Here is a 12,917-nt window from a genome sequence, read left to right as displayed (position 1 = left end):
TTGGATTCATGTCGGGGCTGAAGCTGCCGACCTGCAAGTTCACCTCGCAGGTCGGCGCTAGCGCTCCGTCAAGGATTCACGCTTTCAAACGATCACTTCTTGACGGGCTCGTCAGGCTTCTTGTCATTGCCTTCGATGAAGGGGCTCCATGGCTTGGCCTTGACGGGGCCGGGTGTTTTCCACACCACGTTGAACTGGCCGTCGGCCTTGATCTCGCCGATGAACACCGACTTGTGCAGATGGTGGTTTTTCTCGTCCATCTTGCTGGTGATGCCGCTCGGTGCCTTGAAGGTCTGACCGGCCATGGCGGCGATCACTTTGTCGGTGTCGGTGGACTTGGCTTTCTCCACCGCCTGCTTCCACATGTTGATGCCGATGTAAGTGGCTTCCATCGGATCGTTGGTCAACGGCTTGTCTTTGTGACCCGCGATGTTTTTGGCCTTGGCATACGCGGCCCACTTCTTGGTGAACTCGTCATTGGCCGGGTTCTTGATGCTCATGAAATAGTTCCATGCGGCCAGATGGCCGACCAGCGGCTTGGTGTCCACGCCGCGCAACTCTTCTTCACCCACCGAGAAAGCCACCACAGGCACGTCTTTGGCCTTCAGACCTGCATTGCCCAGTTCCTTGTAGAAAGGCACGTTGGAGTCACCGTTGATGGTAGACACCACCGCGGTCTTGCCACCGGCACTGAACTTCTTGATGTCAGCCACGATGGTCTGGTAATCGCTGTGGCCAAACGGGGTGTACTTCTCGTCGATGTCGCTGTCTTTCACGCCCTTGCTTTTCAGATAAGCACGCAAGATTTTGTTGGTGGTGCGGGGGTACACATAGTCGGTGCCCAACAAGACCCAACGCTTGGCCGAGCCGCCGTCTTTGCTCATCAGGTAATCCACTGCGGGAATGGCTTGCTGGTTGGGTGCAGCGCCTGTGTAAAACACGTTCTTGGACAGTTCTTCACCTTCGTACTGCACGGGGTAGAACAGCAAGCCGTTCATTTCTTCGACCACCGGCAACACCGATTTGCGTGAGACCGATGTCCAGCAACCGAAGATCACCGAGACCTTGTCCTGACCGAGCAGCTGTTTGGTTTTCTCGGCGAACAAGGGCCAGTTGGAGGCGGGGTCAACGATCACAGGCTCAAGCTTCTTGCCGAGCACACCGCCCTTGGCGTTGATCTCGTCAATGGCCATCAGCACCGTGTCTTTGAGCACCGTCTCTGAAATCGCCATGGTGCCCGACAAGCTGTGCAGCACGCCGACTTTGATGGTGTTGCCCGCTTGCGCTTGGGCTTGGGTTGCAAAGCTCAGGCTGCCTGCCACGAGGGCAGCTGCGGTCGCAAGGGCTTTGAGGTTGCCACGGCGGTTCATCATGAGATCACTCCAATCAGGAAAGTAGGTTGTTCAAACAGACGCAGGATTGCTGCGCTGCAACATCACTTGCAATCACCGTGCCAGCCCATTGAATCTTCCGCGCACCACAAGAGAGCAGGCCTGCATACGAGTGCAAGACACCTTCTGCCTGCAAGCGCCCCCGGCAGGCACGTTATTTGCACCGCTTTGGGCATCTGCACCATCGAGCGAATGCACGCACCAATATGGAACTCACTCCCCGCGAAAAAGACAAACTGCTGATCTTCACAGCCGGCCTTTTGGCCGAGCGCCGCAAGGCCCGAGGCCTGAAGCTGAACTACCCCGAAGCCATCGCTCTGATCAGCGCCGCTGTGATGGAAGGCGCACGCGACGGCAAGACTGTGGCCCAACTCATGAGTGAAGGCCGCAACGTTTTGACACGAGCCGATGTGATGGACGGGATTGCCGAAATGATCCCGGACATCCAGGTCGAAGCCACTTTTCCAGATGGCACCAAATTGGTGACCGTGCACCAACCCATTGTTTGATGATCCACAGGACAGCACATGAAAAAAATCACGCTCACACTCGCTTTGGCCTTGATTCAGTTCAAACACAACGCCATTGCACACGAGGGCCACGCCCTGGACGGTACACATTGGCACGCCACCGACGCAATGGGTTTCATGCTTGCAGCCGCCTTGGTAGCGGTGGCTGTTTACTTTGGCAAAAAGTGAGGCCCGCATGACCCCCGGAGAACTTTTGATTGACCCCGGTCAGCATGCGCTGAACGTGGGCCGCCGCACCTGCACCCTGGTGGTGCAAAACGCAAGCGACCGCCCCATTCAAGTGGGCTCGCACTACCACTTTGCCGAGACCAACGCCGGCCTGCGCTTTGACCGCGACGCCGCGCGTGGCATGCGCCTGAACATCGCCTCGGGCACCGCCGTGCGTTTTGAGCCCGGCCAGCAACGCACGGTGGAGCTGGTGGACTATGCGGGAAATCGCGTGGTGTATGGGTTTCGGGGTCTGACCCAAGGCCCGCTCGACAACGCCAAGAAAGCAGACTGACATGGCCCATATTGACAAACGCGCATACGCCGAAATGTTCGGCCCCACCGTGGGCGACCGGATTCGCCTGGCCGACACCGCCTTGGTGATCGAGGTCGAAAAGGACTTCACGCTGCAAGCCGGTGGCTACGGTGAGGAGGTGAAATTTGGCGGCGGCAAAACGATCCGCGATGGCATGTCGCAATCGCAGCGCACCAACCAGGAAGGCGCCATGGACTGTGTGCTGACCAACGCGCTCATCATCGACCACTGGGGCATCGTCAAAGCCGACATTGGCCTCAAGGGCAACCGCATCGCCGCCATTGGCAAGGCGGGCAACCCCGACACGCAACCGGGTGTGGACATCGTGATTGGCCCGGGCACCGAGATCATCAGCTGCGAAGGCCTGATCGTCACTGCAGGCGGCATCGACAGCCACATCCATTTCATCGCACCCCAGCAGATCGACGAAGCGCTGGCCAGCGGCGTGACCACCATGCTGGGCGGCGGCACGGGCCCGGCCACCGGCACCTTTGCCACCACCTGCACACCCGGCCCCTTCAACATCGAACGCATGCTGCAGGCGGCCGACGCCTTCCCGATGAACCTGGGTTTTCTGGGTAAGGGCAATGCCAGCTTGCCTGCCGCGCTGCACGAACAAATCAACGCTGGGGCGATTGGCATGAAGTTGCACGAAGACTGGGGCACCACGCCTGCGGCCATCGACAACTGCCTCACCGTGGCCGAAGAAACCGACACACAGGTCGCCATCCATACCGACACGCTCAACGAATCGGGCTTTGTGGAAGACACCGTGGCGGCCTTTAAGGGCCGCACCATCCACACCTTCCACACCGAAGGCGCAGGCGGCGGGCATGCGCCCGATATTCTGAAAGTGGTGGGCGAGGCCAATGTGTTGCCGTCTTCCACCAACCCCACACGCCCTTATACCATCAACACGCTCGACGAGCATGTGGACATGCTGATGGTCTGCCACCACCTGGACCCGGCCATTGCCGAAGACCTGGCCTTTGCCGAGAGCCGCATCCGCAAGGAGACGATTGCGGCCGAGGACATCCTGCACGATTTGGGCGCCATCAGCATGATGAGCAGCGACAGCCAGGCCATGGGCCGGGTGGGCGAGGTCATCATCCGCACTTGGCAAACCGCGCACAAAATGAAGCAGCAACGCGGCAGCCTGCCCGGCGACACCGACCGCCACGACAACGCCCGCGTCAAACGCTACATCGCCAAATACACCGTCAACCCCGCCATTGCACACGGCATCAGCCACGAAGTCGGCAGCATCGAGGTGGGCAAATGGGCCGATCTGGTGATCTGGAAGCCCGCCTTCTTTGGTGTGAAACCGGCCCTCATCATGAAAGGCGGCTTCATCGCGCTGGCGGCCATGGGCGACCCGAATGCGTCCATCCCCACACCACAGCCGGTGCACTACCGTCCCATGTTTGGCAGCTTTGGCGGTGCGCTGACCCGCAACTCGCTGACCTTTGTCTCGCAAACTGGTTTGAATGCCGGCATCGGTGCCCGTTATGGTCTACAAAAAACCCTGTCGGCTGTGAAGAACATCCGCCAAGTGGGCAAGAAAGACATGATTCACAATGACTATGCGCCCCGCATGGAAGTCGATGCCCAGACCTACGCGGTACGCGCCGACGGACAGCTGCTGGTGTGCGAGCCTGCCACCAGCCTGCCCATGACGCAACGCTACTTTTTGTTCTGATGATCATTTGTTCCAAACTCATGCCGCAAGGCCGTGGCCTGGCCAGTGTGCTGGTTAAACGCGCCAACACCATTACGCTGGATTGGGATACCCGCCAAAAAAGCCGCTTTGATGCCACCGACAGCGCAGGCCGAGCACTGGGTGTGTTTTTGCCGCGCGGCACCGTGGTGCGCGGCGGCGATGTGCTGGTGGCCGAAGACGGCTCGCTCATTCGCGTGGAGGCTGCGCCCCAAAAGGTATTGCGCATCACCGCTTGCAGCGAACACGGCTCGCCGTTCGACCTGACCCGCGCCGCCTACCACCTGGGCAACCGCCATGTGCCGATTGAGCTGCAGCCCGACCACCTGAAGATCGAGCCCGACCATGTGCTGGCCGACATGCTGCGGGCCATGCACATGACGGTGGTGCCAGTGTCCGAGGCGTTCGAGCCCGAGAGCGGCGCTTATGGCGACCACGGCGGGCATTCTCACGATGGACATGGACATGGGCATGGGCATGACCACAGCCACGATCAAGCACCGGTCGCGGCCAAGCGCGTCGCCATCCCAATCCGTTCGGCCCCTGCGCAGTCCCATGTGCACGGCCCAGGCTGCAAGCATGAGCACTGACGCTGCGCCTTCGGCTTTGTTGCAACTGATCTGGCTCGCATCACCTGCGTTGCCGATCGGCGGCTTCTCCTACTCCGAAGGCCTGGAAGCAGCTATCGATCAGGGCCTGGTGCACAACGAAGCCAGTGCCACCGACTGGGTGGTGGACCAACTGCACCTGACACAGTCGCGCGGCGACATGGCGGTGCTGGCACAAGCCATCCCGGCCTGGCAGCAGCACAACACGGCCCGCCTGCAAACCTTGAACAACTGGGTCATGGCCACCCGCGAAACCGCCGAGATGCGCCTGCAAACCGAACAAATGGGCCGTTCTCTGCTCGACTGGCTGCGCAACCTTCAGCAGGCCAGCCCGACGCAACTGGCATGCTGCGCCCAGCTGCCGGCCACCTACCCACTGACCATGGCGCTGGCCTTGTCGCTGGCACACGCGCCGATCAATCAGGCCTTACAAGCCTGTGCCTTTGGTTGGGCCGAAAACATGACCCAGGCCGCCCTCAAGGCGGTGCCGCTGGGCCAAAGCGCAGGCCAGCGCATGTTGGCGCGCCTGGCCCGCGAAATCCCCTTGGCGGTGCAAACCGCCATGCACATGAGCGACGAGGACCGCCAGGCCTTCAACCCCATGTTGGCCATACTGTCCGCCCGCCACGAAATCCAATATTCACGCATCTTCCGATCATGATTTCTGCACTCCACCATATCCCGAACCGCACCAAAAAACTGCCGCCACTGCGCGTGGGCATCGGCGGGCCCGTGGGCTCCGGCAAAACCACGCTGCTGGAGATGCTCTGCAAAAACATGCGCGAGCGCTGGGACCTGATCGCGATCACCAACGACATCTACACCAAGGAAGACCAGCGTCTGCTGACCGTCAGCGGCGCCCTACCTGCGGACCGCATCATGGGCGTGGAAACCGGCGGCTGCCCCCACACCGCCATCCGCGAAGACGCCTCCATCAACCTCGAAGCCATCGACCGCATGCTGGAGAAGTTTCCCGATGCCGATGTGGTCTTCATCGAAAGCGGTGGCGACAACCTCGCCGCCACCTTCAGTCCCGAGCTGAGCGACCTCACGATTTATGTGATCGACGTGGCGGCGGGCGAGAAGATCCCGCGCAAGGGCGGCCCCGGCATCACCAAGAGCGACCTGTTCGTGATCAACAAAACCGACCTGGCGCCCCATGTCGGTGCCGATCTGCAAGTGATGAGGGATGACACCCACCGCATGCGTCCCAACCCCGAGACACGCCCTTGGGTCATGACCAACCTGAAAACCCTCGACGGCCTGGCCGATGTGGTGGCCTTCATCGAAAAGCGCGGCATGCTGACCAAGGGCTGAACCCCCCCTTGCCGTTTTCGACCGTCGCGTCCGCAGAAGCCGGGTTTAACTCGTTACAATCTGGCCCCAAGGAAGCGTGGCAGAGTGGTCGATTGCACCGGTCTTGAAAACCGGCGACTCGAAAGGGTCCGTGAGTTCGAATCTCACCGCTTCCGCCAGATACACCCCATGCAAAACGCCCCTCTCAAGGGGCGTTTTGCATGGGGCAAGGCCATTCAGACTTTGCCCATCAGCATGGCCTCCACCAGCTCCTGAACCGCCAACGCTTCTTCTGCCGTGGCCAATTTGTGTGGCTTGCCTTGCAGCCACAAATCCACTTCACTCAATTGACGCTGCAAGGCGCTGGTGCGCGGGTCTTCGGTGGTCCAGTCCAGCGCTTGCACCCAAGGCCCACCGTCCGAGCGCCAAAGTTGGTAAAACTCCCGGAACTGGTGGTTCATGAGGCTGCCGCGCACCGTGACCTCTTGCCGATCGGGCTGTCGCCCCCCGGTGGTGGCCATGACCGTCACGGGTTTCCCATCCGCAGTGGTCAGTCGCGCCAGCATGTCCAATTCACACAAGGTCGGGTCTTGTGGATAACGGGGCAAGGCCTGCTGCAAAGTCAGCGGCCCCAGAAAACGTCCAGCCAAAAACAAGAAGTGCGAGATCACCTCGCGGGTATAGCCGCCCTCATGACGCAAGCGCAACCAATCGGCGTCTTTTTGCCAGGCACGAGGCCAAGCCGGGTAGTTCACTACGATGTCGATGCCCAACAGTTCACCCGTTTCACCTGAAGCGATGGCGCGATTCAGCTCGTCAAAGCCCCGCGAGGCGGCCTGTGTGAAGTTGACCACGCCTGGCAAACGGGCCTGGCGCAATTGGGCGACCAGATCGCGGCTTTGTGCGTTGTCGGTGCCCAGGGGTTTTTCCATGAACACCCCCCGCCCAGCGGCCACCGCCTGCAAGGCATAGGTTTTGCGCGGTCCCGGCGGACACGCCAAATAAACCACATCGGCCCCAGCCATGGCGGCCTCTGCGCTTTGCGCGACAGGCACGCCAGGCGCCATTTCCAGAGTTTTGGCAACCGAGCCGGGGGACGGGTCCCAGACACCACAGACTTCAAAAGCGCGGTGCTGCAAGGCGTTTTCGAGCATTCGGCGGCCCATGATGCCCAAGCCGATGATGGCCAATCGATGTGTCATGCATTCGTCCTTTGTGTGACAAGCTTAACCTTTCAGCAAACTTATCAGTTTTGGTTTTTACAAAAATTCGATAAAATCGAAATTATGGAAAAAACCAACAGCCCTTTCGTGTCGGCCTACCTGCGCTTTTTGCAGTTGGCCAAAGTCATCCAAGCCCTGCCCGACGGCATGGAGATGGACGCCAACGAAAAAGCCTTGTTGCAGGCCGTGGTTTTGCGCTGGTATGAAAACCAGCCCATGACGGTGCGCGAGGCGATTGCCTTGGCAGATTTGGGATCGCCCGCCACGCTGCACAAACGCATCACACGACTGCGTGAAAAAGACATGCTCAGCACACTGAACCTGGAAGGTGACCGCCGTGCCAAGTTCTTGATTCCGACGCAGCGGACCTTGGATTACTTCAGTCATCTGGGGCAGTCCATGCAAGTGGCGCATCAAGAATTGCCTGCATGAACACCCTGATTCGAGGATCCCTTCAAAAAACAGCACTGACCCTGATCAGTGCTGTTTTGTTTGTGGGCTTCTTCAAGTTCAATGACTGGATTTTCCACACCTTGGAACACAGCAAAGGGGTCAACTGGGTTTTCTTGCCCTCCGGTTTCAGGATCATTCTGGTGTTGGTGCTGGGTTTGCCCGGTGCTCTGGGCCTGATGCTGGGCAGTTGGTTCATCGATTGGGATGTGATCGATGGCTCAGCCCCCATGCTGGGCTTTTTGAATGGCGTTGCAGGTGGTTTGACGCCCTGGTTGGTGATGAAATACCTGCACAAACAACGATGGCTCAGCGAACAACTGCAAATGCTCAATCCGGTGCAACTGCTGAACCTGACACTGGTTTCCTCAGCCGCCAGTGCTGTCGCTCACCAACTGGTTTGGCTCTTGATGGACCAACCCAACATCAACGTGTGGGTGGATGTGTGGCCCATGTTTTTTGGCAACGTCACAGGGGCGTTGCTGATGCTCTACAGCTTCAAGTTTGCCCTGGACCGACTGCGCATCAAAAGCTGACGCAGACCGGGCCAATCGCTGGCCTCAATCGCTTTCAGCCAAAAAAAGCGACTGCAAATCGCTCAAAAAATCAAAGCCCCTGTCGGTCGGCCAGACACGGTGCAAATCGCGCCCGATCAGCCCTCTTTGCTCGGCCTCTTGCAGCCCCTTCTGAATACTGGTCATGGCCAGACCGGTGCGGTCCACGTAATCGGCCAAATCAAAACCGCCGCGCAAACGCAAGGCGTTCAGCATGAACTCAAAGGGCAAATCCTGGCGTGACACCTCGGTGCTTTGTGTGACGGGCTCGCCTTTCATGGCCTGCTGCATGTAGAGCGCAGGTTCGCGGTAACGCACTTGCCGCAGCACACGGTGCGCAAAACTGAGCTTGCTGTGCGCCCCGGCACCAATGCCAAGGTAATCGCCAAACTGCCAGTAGTTCAGGTTGTGCGCGCATTGATGCCCCGGCTTGGCGTAGGCCGAGACTTCGTAACGCGCCAGCCCGGCCGATGCGGTCAGCTCGGTGATGCGGTCCATCATCTCGTAGGCCAGATCGTCTTCGGGCAAGGCGGGCGGGAATTTGGCGAACACCGTGTTGGGCTCGATGGTCAGGTGGTAGATCGAGATGTGCGGCGGCGCAAAGGCCAGCGCAGTCTGGATGTCCTGCGTGAGACCTTCGAGCGTCTGGCCCGGCAAGGCGTACATCAGGTCCAGGTTGAAGGTGTCAAACACCTGCGCCGCTTCGGTCACGGCGGCCACGGCCTGGTCGCGGTCGTGCACCCGGCCCAGGGCTTTCAGGTGCGTATTGTCAAAACTCTGCACGCCAATCGACAAGCGGGTGATGCCCGCCTGGCGGAAAGCCTTGAAGCGGTCTTTCTCGAAAGTGCCAGGGTTGGCCTCCATGGTGATCTCGGCGTCTGGTGCCAAGCGCACACGGGCGCGGATGCCGCCCACCAAACGGTCTATCGCTTCGGGCGAAAACAGGCTGGGTGTGCCGCCGCCTAAAAAAACGGTCTGGATGCTGCGACCCCAAATCAGCGGCAAACTCGCTTCCAAGTCAGCGAACAAGGCATCGATGTAGGCGTCTTGCGTAGCAGGCGCATCGGCCCCAGCGCGGAATTCATGCGAGTTGAAGTCGCAATACGGGCACTTCTTGATGCACCAAGGCAGGTGCACATACAGCGACAAAGGCGGCAGGCTGCTCAGCTGCAGCACGCCGGGGCGCATGGCGTGCACCGGGTCAAGGTGTGCGCTCATGCCGCAGAACCAGCCAGCCAGCGCTCGCGCATCAGCGCCAACATGGCCTGTGCGGCGCGACCCCTGTGGCTGTTGGCGTTTTTGACTTCGGTGGGCAGCTCGGCAAAGGTCTTGCCAAATTCTGGCAAGAACAAGACCGGATCGAAGCCAAAGCCGTTGCTGCCCCGGCGCTCAGGCGCGATCTGCACCACCACCCGGCCCACGGCAACCAGGGGCTCCGGGTCATCGGCACTGCGAACGGCCACCAAGGTGCTGACCATGGCGGCGCGGCGGTTGGCGATGCCCTGCATTTGCGCCAGCAGTGCGGTGACATTGGTGTCATCGCCTTTGGGGTAGCCAAAGCGGGTGGCGTAATACGCCGTGTCCACGCCCGGCTGCCCCCCAAACGCATCCACGCACAAACCCGCGTCATCGGCCAGGGCGGGCAAGCCGCTCAGCTGTGCAGCGTGCCGGGCTTTGGCCAAGGCGTTTTCCACAAAGGTCTTGAAGGGCTCTGCCGCTTCCGGGATGTTCAGCTCAGACTGGCGCACCAGCGTCATGCCCAGCGGCGCCAACAGGGTTTGCAGCTCGGCCAGTTTGCCCGCGTTGTTGGAAGCCAAAACGATTTTCATGAACCTACCGCCGCTTCAGGCGCTGAAAGTCAGGGTCTTGGGCTCGTCGTGCGCCTGCTTTTGCAGCTGCACGAGTTGCGCAATGCCTTTTTCAGCCAAGGCCAGCATGCGGTCCATTTCGACGCGGGTGAAAGCCACGCCTTCGGCCGTGCCCTGCACTTCCACAAAATTGCCCGCGCCGGTCATGACCACGTTCATGTCGGTGTCGCAGGCCGAGTCTTCGGGGTAATCCAGGTCCAGCAAGGCGGTGCCGTTTTTCAGGCCCACCGAGATGGCGGCCACGCGGTCGATGATGGGCGACTCGCTCAATTTGCCCGTGGTCATAAGCCAGTTGACCGCGTCTTGCGCCGCCACAAAAGCACCCGTGATGCTGGCGGTGCGCGTGCCGCCATCGGCTTGCAGCACATCGCAGTCGAGGTGGATGGTGCGCTCGCCCAGTTTTTTCAGGTCAAACACGGCCCGCAATGAGCGGCCAATCAGTCGCTGGATCTCTTGTGTGCGGCCGCTTTGTTTGCCGCGTGCGGCTTCGCGGTCGCCCCGGGTGTGGGTGGCACGGGGCAGCATGCCGTATTCGGCGGTCACCCAGCCTTCGCCGCTGCCTTTTTTGTGGCCTGGCACCTTTTCTTCGACCGAAGCGGTGCACAGCACGCGGGTCTGACCAAATTCGATGAGTACAGAGCCTTCGGCGTGCACGGTGTAGCCGCGGGTGATGCGCACCGGGCGCAAAGCGTCGCTGGCGCGACCGGTTCGGACGTAAGAGACGGTGGTGTTCATGTTGTCACTGAAAGGGGGTTGTCTGCTGAGCCCGGCGATGCGCAGGCGGGGCTAGCCCAAGAGTTTGAGATAATGCCTCGTTTCATGTTCAGCTGTCAGGCTGGGCATTTGCAGCGCATCGCGGCCAGTCTGGCTTGGCGCTGTCACAAGGAACTTGATCGATGCCAGTTTACAGTATGACCGGGTACGCCAGCGTGCAGCACAGCCCGCTGAGTGCGGGCGGTGAAACCCCTGCCAGCACGGCCCCGACAGCCCGGATGGGCATGGAAATCCGCTCGGTCAACAGCCGTTTTCTGGATCTGTCCTTTCGCCTGCCCGAAGAACTGCGCCAGCTCGAACCCGGCCTGCGCGAGCTGATCACCCGCCAGATCAAGCGCGGCAAAGTAGAGGTGCGGGCCAGCCAGGATGCCGGTGACGGCGCGGCCTTGCAAGCCCCCAACCACCAAGCCCTGCAAAAAATCGCCGCCTTGCAAGGCAAAATCCAAGATTGGTTACCCGATGCCCGCGCTTTGAGTGTGGCCGACGTGTTACGCATGACCGCAGGCAGCTCGGGCCAGGCCGCACCCGACGAAGCCGCCTGGATGCAACTGGCAGCCCAAGCCGTGGACGCCCTGCGCGAAGCCCGCGCCCGTGAAGGCGCCCGCCTGACCGAGATGCTACAGGGCCACATTGCCCAGCTGCGCTGCTTGGCCGATCTGGCGGTGCCGCTGGTGCCACAGTTGGTGGAACAACAGCGCCAGCGCTTTTTAGAGCGCTGGAAAGACGCCATGGCCCTGGCCGACGGCAGCCACCTGCCCGAAGCAGCGCAAGACCGGGCCCTGACCGAGGCGACCGCGTTTGCCATCCGCATCGACGTGGCCGAAGAACTCACCCGCCTGCGCTCGCACCTGGACGAACTCAGCCGCTTGCTGGACAAGGGCGGCGACATCGGCAAGCGCCTGGACTTTTTGATCCAGGAACTGCATCGCGAAGCCAACACCCTGGGCTCCAAATCGGCTGTGCTGGAGATGACCCGCATCTCTGTGGACATGAAGGTGCTGATCGAGCAAATGCGCGAACAAGTCCAAAACATCGAATAAAGAGCCTGAACATGGATTACCCAGGAAACCTGTTTGTCGTAGCCGCCCCCAGCGGGGCTGGCAAATCCAGTCTGGTCAAGGCCTTGATGGAGCTGGATTCGCGCGTACAACCCACCGTCTCGCACACCACCCGCGCCCCCCGAGGCCAGGAAAAGCACGGCCGAGAATACTTTTTTGCCTCGGCGCAGGAGTTCGACGCCATGGTACTGGCCGACGCCTTTGTCGAGTGGGCCCATGTGCACGGCCAGCGCTACGGCACCTCCAAAAAGATGATCGAAGACCGCATGGCCCAAGGGGCCGATGTGGTGCTAGAAATCGACTACCAGGGCGCCTTGCAAATCAAGAAGATGTACGCCAACGCGGTGCTGATCTTCATCCTGCCGCCCAGCTGGGAAGAATTGCGCTCACGCCTGGAGCGCCGGGGCGAGGATGCACCCGAGATCATCGAGCTGCGCCTGCAGAATGCGGCGGTGGAGATGGCACAAGCCCAAGAATTCGACTTCGTTATAATCAATGAAGTATTTGATCGTGCCCTGTTTGACCTTAAAGCGGTTGTTCACGCCCAGCGGCTCAAATACCACGTTCAGCGCCGTGCCCGGCCTGACACCTTTCAAGCCCTCAAGATGGCTTGAACCCCGAACAGACATTTTCAAGGAACACTCATGGCCCGCATCACTGTTGAAGATTGCCTGGAACAGATCCCCAACCGCTTTCAGCTGGTTTTGGCCGCCACTTACCGCGCCCGCATGCTGAGCCAGGGCCACACGCCCCGCATCGAGAGCAAAAACAAGCCCGGCGTGACCGCCTTGCGCGAAATCGCTGCTGGCAAGGTCGGCATCGAGATGCTCAAGCGCGTGGCCTGAAGCACGCCTCATCCGGCCGTGGCCGGATCCCATCAAGCCCCAGTCATGGGGCTTTTTTGTGCCCGCCAGAAACACCCGCC

At 60.5% G+C, this 12,917-nt stretch carries 17 protein-coding genes and 1 tRNA gene; 13 read left to right on the top strand and 5 right to left on the bottom strand.

What is annotated here, in order from left to right; translation table 11 throughout:
* Nucleotides 1–92: 92 nt before the first annotated feature.
* Nucleotides 93–1,370 (bottom strand): urea ABC transporter substrate-binding protein, encoded by a 1,278-nt coding sequence (gene urtA / locus ACHEXL_RS02725; RefSeq protein WP_416561298.1) that lies wholly within the window; start codon nt 1,368–1,370, stop codon nt 93–95.
* Between the two features lie 227 nt (nt 1,371–1,597).
* Between urtA and ACHEXL_RS02720 the strand changes: the two genes are divergently transcribed.
* The 8 genes from ACHEXL_RS02720 to ACHEXL_RS02685 all read left to right on the top strand — a co-directional run bounded on the left by ACHEXL_RS02720 (nt 1,598) and on the right by ACHEXL_RS02685 (nt 6,244).
* The gene (locus ACHEXL_RS02720) at nt 1,598–1,900 is read left to right on the top strand and encodes an urease subunit gamma (protein WP_416560514.1); all 303 of its coding nucleotides are present in this window, start codon (nt 1,598–1,600) and stop codon (nt 1,898–1,900) included.
* Between the two features lie 18 nt (nt 1,901–1,918).
* Nucleotides 1,919–2,089, top strand: a complete 171-nt coding sequence (locus ACHEXL_RS02715; protein ID WP_416560513.1) for a hypothetical protein — start codon at nt 1,919–1,921, stop codon at nt 2,087–2,089.
* A 7-nt stretch (nt 2,090–2,096) separates the two neighbouring features.
* On the top strand, nt 2,097–2,423 hold the full coding sequence (locus tag ACHEXL_RS02710) for an urease subunit beta (RefSeq protein WP_416560512.1): 327 nt from the start codon (nt 2,097–2,099) through the stop codon (nt 2,421–2,423).
* A gap of 1 nt (nt 2,424) precedes the next feature.
* Nucleotides 2,425–4,143 carry an urease subunit alpha gene (gene ureC / locus ACHEXL_RS02705; protein ID WP_416560511.1) on the top strand — a complete coding sequence of 573 codons (1,719 nt, stop codon included), beginning with the start codon at nt 2,425–2,427 and terminating at the stop codon, nt 4,141–4,143.
* A complete protein-coding gene (ureE, locus tag ACHEXL_RS02700; RefSeq protein ID WP_416560510.1) occupies nt 4,143–4,751 on the top strand; it encodes an urease accessory protein UreE in 609 nt (202 codons plus the stop codon). The genes ureC and ureE overlap by 1 nt, the downstream gene beginning before the upstream one ends.
* Nucleotides 4,741–5,430 (top strand): urease accessory protein UreF, encoded by a 690-nt coding sequence (locus ACHEXL_RS02695; RefSeq protein WP_416560509.1) that lies wholly within the window; start codon nt 4,741–4,743, stop codon nt 5,428–5,430. Before ureE ends, ACHEXL_RS02695 begins: the two co-directional genes overlap by 11 nt.
* Complete coding sequence (gene ureG, locus ACHEXL_RS02690) at nt 5,427–6,086, top strand: urease accessory protein UreG (RefSeq protein ID WP_416560508.1); 660 nt, start codon at nt 5,427–5,429, stop codon at nt 6,084–6,086. The genes ACHEXL_RS02695 and ureG overlap by 4 nt, the downstream gene beginning before the upstream one ends.
* 70 nt (nt 6,087–6,156) lie before the next feature.
* A tRNA-Ser gene (locus tag ACHEXL_RS02685) sits at nt 6,157–6,244 on the top strand.
* A 57-nt stretch (nt 6,245–6,301) separates the two neighbouring features.
* Here ACHEXL_RS02685 and ACHEXL_RS02680 read toward each other — a convergent pair.
* A complete protein-coding gene (locus ACHEXL_RS02680) occupies nt 6,302–7,267 on the bottom strand; it encodes a Gfo/Idh/MocA family protein (RefSeq protein WP_416560507.1) in 966 nt (321 codons plus the stop codon).
* An 84-nt stretch (nt 7,268–7,351) separates the two neighbouring features.
* Here ACHEXL_RS02680 and ACHEXL_RS02675 point away from each other — a divergent pair, with 84 nt between their 5' ends.
* Together ACHEXL_RS02675 and ACHEXL_RS02670 are read left to right on the top strand one after the other, a co-directional pair.
* Nucleotides 7,352–7,720, top strand: a complete 369-nt coding sequence (locus tag ACHEXL_RS02675; protein ID WP_416560506.1) for a hypothetical protein — start codon at nt 7,352–7,354, stop codon at nt 7,718–7,720.
* Nucleotides 7,717–8,274 carry a hypothetical protein gene (locus ACHEXL_RS02670; RefSeq protein WP_416560505.1) on the top strand — a complete coding sequence of 186 codons (558 nt, stop codon included), beginning with the start codon at nt 7,717–7,719 and terminating at the stop codon, nt 8,272–8,274. Before ACHEXL_RS02675 ends, ACHEXL_RS02670 begins: the two co-directional genes overlap by 4 nt.
* 24 nt (nt 8,275–8,298) lie before the next feature.
* Here ACHEXL_RS02670 and hemW read toward each other — a convergent pair whose 3' ends face one another.
* Genes hemW through rph form a run of 3 tightly spaced genes read right to left on the bottom strand, consistent with a single transcriptional unit; the run spans nt 8,299 to nt 10,895 of the window.
* The gene (gene hemW, locus ACHEXL_RS02665; protein WP_416560504.1) at nt 8,299–9,510 is read right to left on the bottom strand and encodes a radical SAM family heme chaperone HemW; all 1,212 of its coding nucleotides are present in this window, start codon (nt 9,508–9,510) and stop codon (nt 8,299–8,301) included.
* Nucleotides 9,507–10,121, bottom strand: coding sequence for an RdgB/HAM1 family non-canonical purine NTP pyrophosphatase (gene rdgB / locus ACHEXL_RS02660; RefSeq protein ID WP_416560503.1), 615 nt, complete (start codon nt 10,119–10,121; stop codon nt 9,507–9,509). The genes hemW and rdgB overlap by 4 nt, the downstream gene beginning before the upstream one ends.
* 15 nt (nt 10,122–10,136) lie before the next feature.
* A complete protein-coding gene (gene rph / locus ACHEXL_RS02655) occupies nt 10,137–10,895 on the bottom strand; it encodes a ribonuclease PH (protein WP_416560502.1) in 759 nt (252 codons plus the stop codon).
* Between the two features lie 176 nt (nt 10,896–11,071).
* Between rph and ACHEXL_RS02650 the strand changes: the two genes are divergently transcribed.
* Genes ACHEXL_RS02650 through rpoZ form a run of 3 tightly spaced genes read left to right on the top strand, consistent with a single transcriptional unit; the run spans nt 11,072 to nt 12,837 of the window.
* A complete protein-coding gene (locus ACHEXL_RS02650) occupies nt 11,072–11,974 on the top strand; it encodes a YicC/YloC family endoribonuclease (RefSeq protein WP_416561297.1) in 903 nt (300 codons plus the stop codon).
* A gap of 11 nt (nt 11,975–11,985) precedes the next feature.
* Nucleotides 11,986–12,606 carry a guanylate kinase gene (gene gmk, locus ACHEXL_RS02645; protein WP_416560501.1) on the top strand — a complete coding sequence of 207 codons (621 nt, stop codon included), beginning with the start codon at nt 11,986–11,988 and terminating at the stop codon, nt 12,604–12,606.
* Nucleotides 12,607–12,636: 30 nt separating this feature from the next.
* Nucleotides 12,637–12,837 (top strand): DNA-directed RNA polymerase subunit omega, encoded by a 201-nt coding sequence (gene rpoZ / locus ACHEXL_RS02640; RefSeq protein ID WP_108322400.1) that lies wholly within the window; start codon nt 12,637–12,639, stop codon nt 12,835–12,837.
* Nucleotides 12,838–12,917: the final 80 nt, after the last annotated feature.

Source organism: Limnohabitans sp. YIMB22184 (assembly GCF_048020265.1).
In the GTDB taxonomy this organism is placed as follows: Bacteria; Pseudomonadota; Gammaproteobacteria; order Burkholderiales; family Burkholderiaceae_C; genus Limnohabitans_A.
This window is presented reverse-complemented; position numbering and strand designations above follow the sequence as displayed.

What these genes read in the sequence shown, in the direction of transcription:
- ureC (WP_416560511.1), top strand. Translation starts at nt 2,425, where the DNA reads ATGGCCCATATTGACAAACGCGCATACGCCGAAATGTTCGGCCCCACC.
- ureE (WP_416560510.1), top strand. Translation starts at nt 4,143, where the DNA reads ATGATCATTTGTTCCAAACTCATGCCGCAAGGCCGTGGCCTGGCCAGT.
- ACHEXL_RS02650 (WP_416561297.1), top strand. Translation starts at nt 11,072, where the DNA reads ATGACCGGGTACGCCAGCGTGCAGCACAGCCCGCTGAGTGCGGGCGGT.
- ureG (WP_416560508.1), top strand. Translation starts at nt 5,427, where the DNA reads ATGATTTCTGCACTCCACCATATCCCGAACCGCACCAAAAAACTGCCG.
- rph (WP_416560502.1), bottom strand. Translation starts at nt 10,895, where the DNA reads ATGAACACCACCGTCTCTTACGTCCGAACCGGTCGCGCCAGCGACGCT.
- ACHEXL_RS02695 (WP_416560509.1), top strand. Translation starts at nt 4,741, where the DNA reads ATGAGCACTGACGCTGCGCCTTCGGCTTTGTTGCAACTGATCTGGCTC.
- gmk (WP_416560501.1), top strand. Translation starts at nt 11,986, where the DNA reads ATGGATTACCCAGGAAACCTGTTTGTCGTAGCCGCCCCCAGCGGGGCT.
- rpoZ (WP_108322400.1), top strand. Translation starts at nt 12,637, where the DNA reads ATGGCCCGCATCACTGTTGAAGATTGCCTGGAACAGATCCCCAACCGC.
- ACHEXL_RS02675 (WP_416560506.1), top strand. Translation starts at nt 7,352, where the DNA reads ATGGAAAAAACCAACAGCCCTTTCGTGTCGGCCTACCTGCGCTTTTTG.
- ACHEXL_RS02670 (WP_416560505.1), top strand. Translation starts at nt 7,717, where the DNA reads ATGAACACCCTGATTCGAGGATCCCTTCAAAAAACAGCACTGACCCTG.
- rdgB (WP_416560503.1), bottom strand. Translation starts at nt 10,121, where the DNA reads ATGAAAATCGTTTTGGCTTCCAACAACGCGGGCAAACTGGCCGAGCTG.
- ACHEXL_RS02710 (WP_416560512.1), top strand. Translation starts at nt 2,097, where the DNA reads ATGACCCCCGGAGAACTTTTGATTGACCCCGGTCAGCATGCGCTGAAC.
- hemW (WP_416560504.1), bottom strand. Translation starts at nt 9,510, where the DNA reads ATGAGCGCACACCTTGACCCGGTGCACGCCATGCGCCCCGGCGTGCTG.
- urtA (WP_416561298.1), bottom strand. Translation starts at nt 1,370, where the DNA reads ATGAACCGCCGTGGCAACCTCAAAGCCCTTGCGACCGCAGCTGCCCTC.
- ACHEXL_RS02715 (WP_416560513.1), top strand. Translation starts at nt 1,919, where the DNA reads ATGAAAAAAATCACGCTCACACTCGCTTTGGCCTTGATTCAGTTCAAA.
- ACHEXL_RS02720 (WP_416560514.1), top strand. Translation starts at nt 1,598, where the DNA reads ATGGAACTCACTCCCCGCGAAAAAGACAAACTGCTGATCTTCACAGCC.
- ACHEXL_RS02680 (WP_416560507.1), bottom strand. Translation starts at nt 7,267, where the DNA reads ATGACACATCGATTGGCCATCATCGGCTTGGGCATCATGGGCCGCCGA.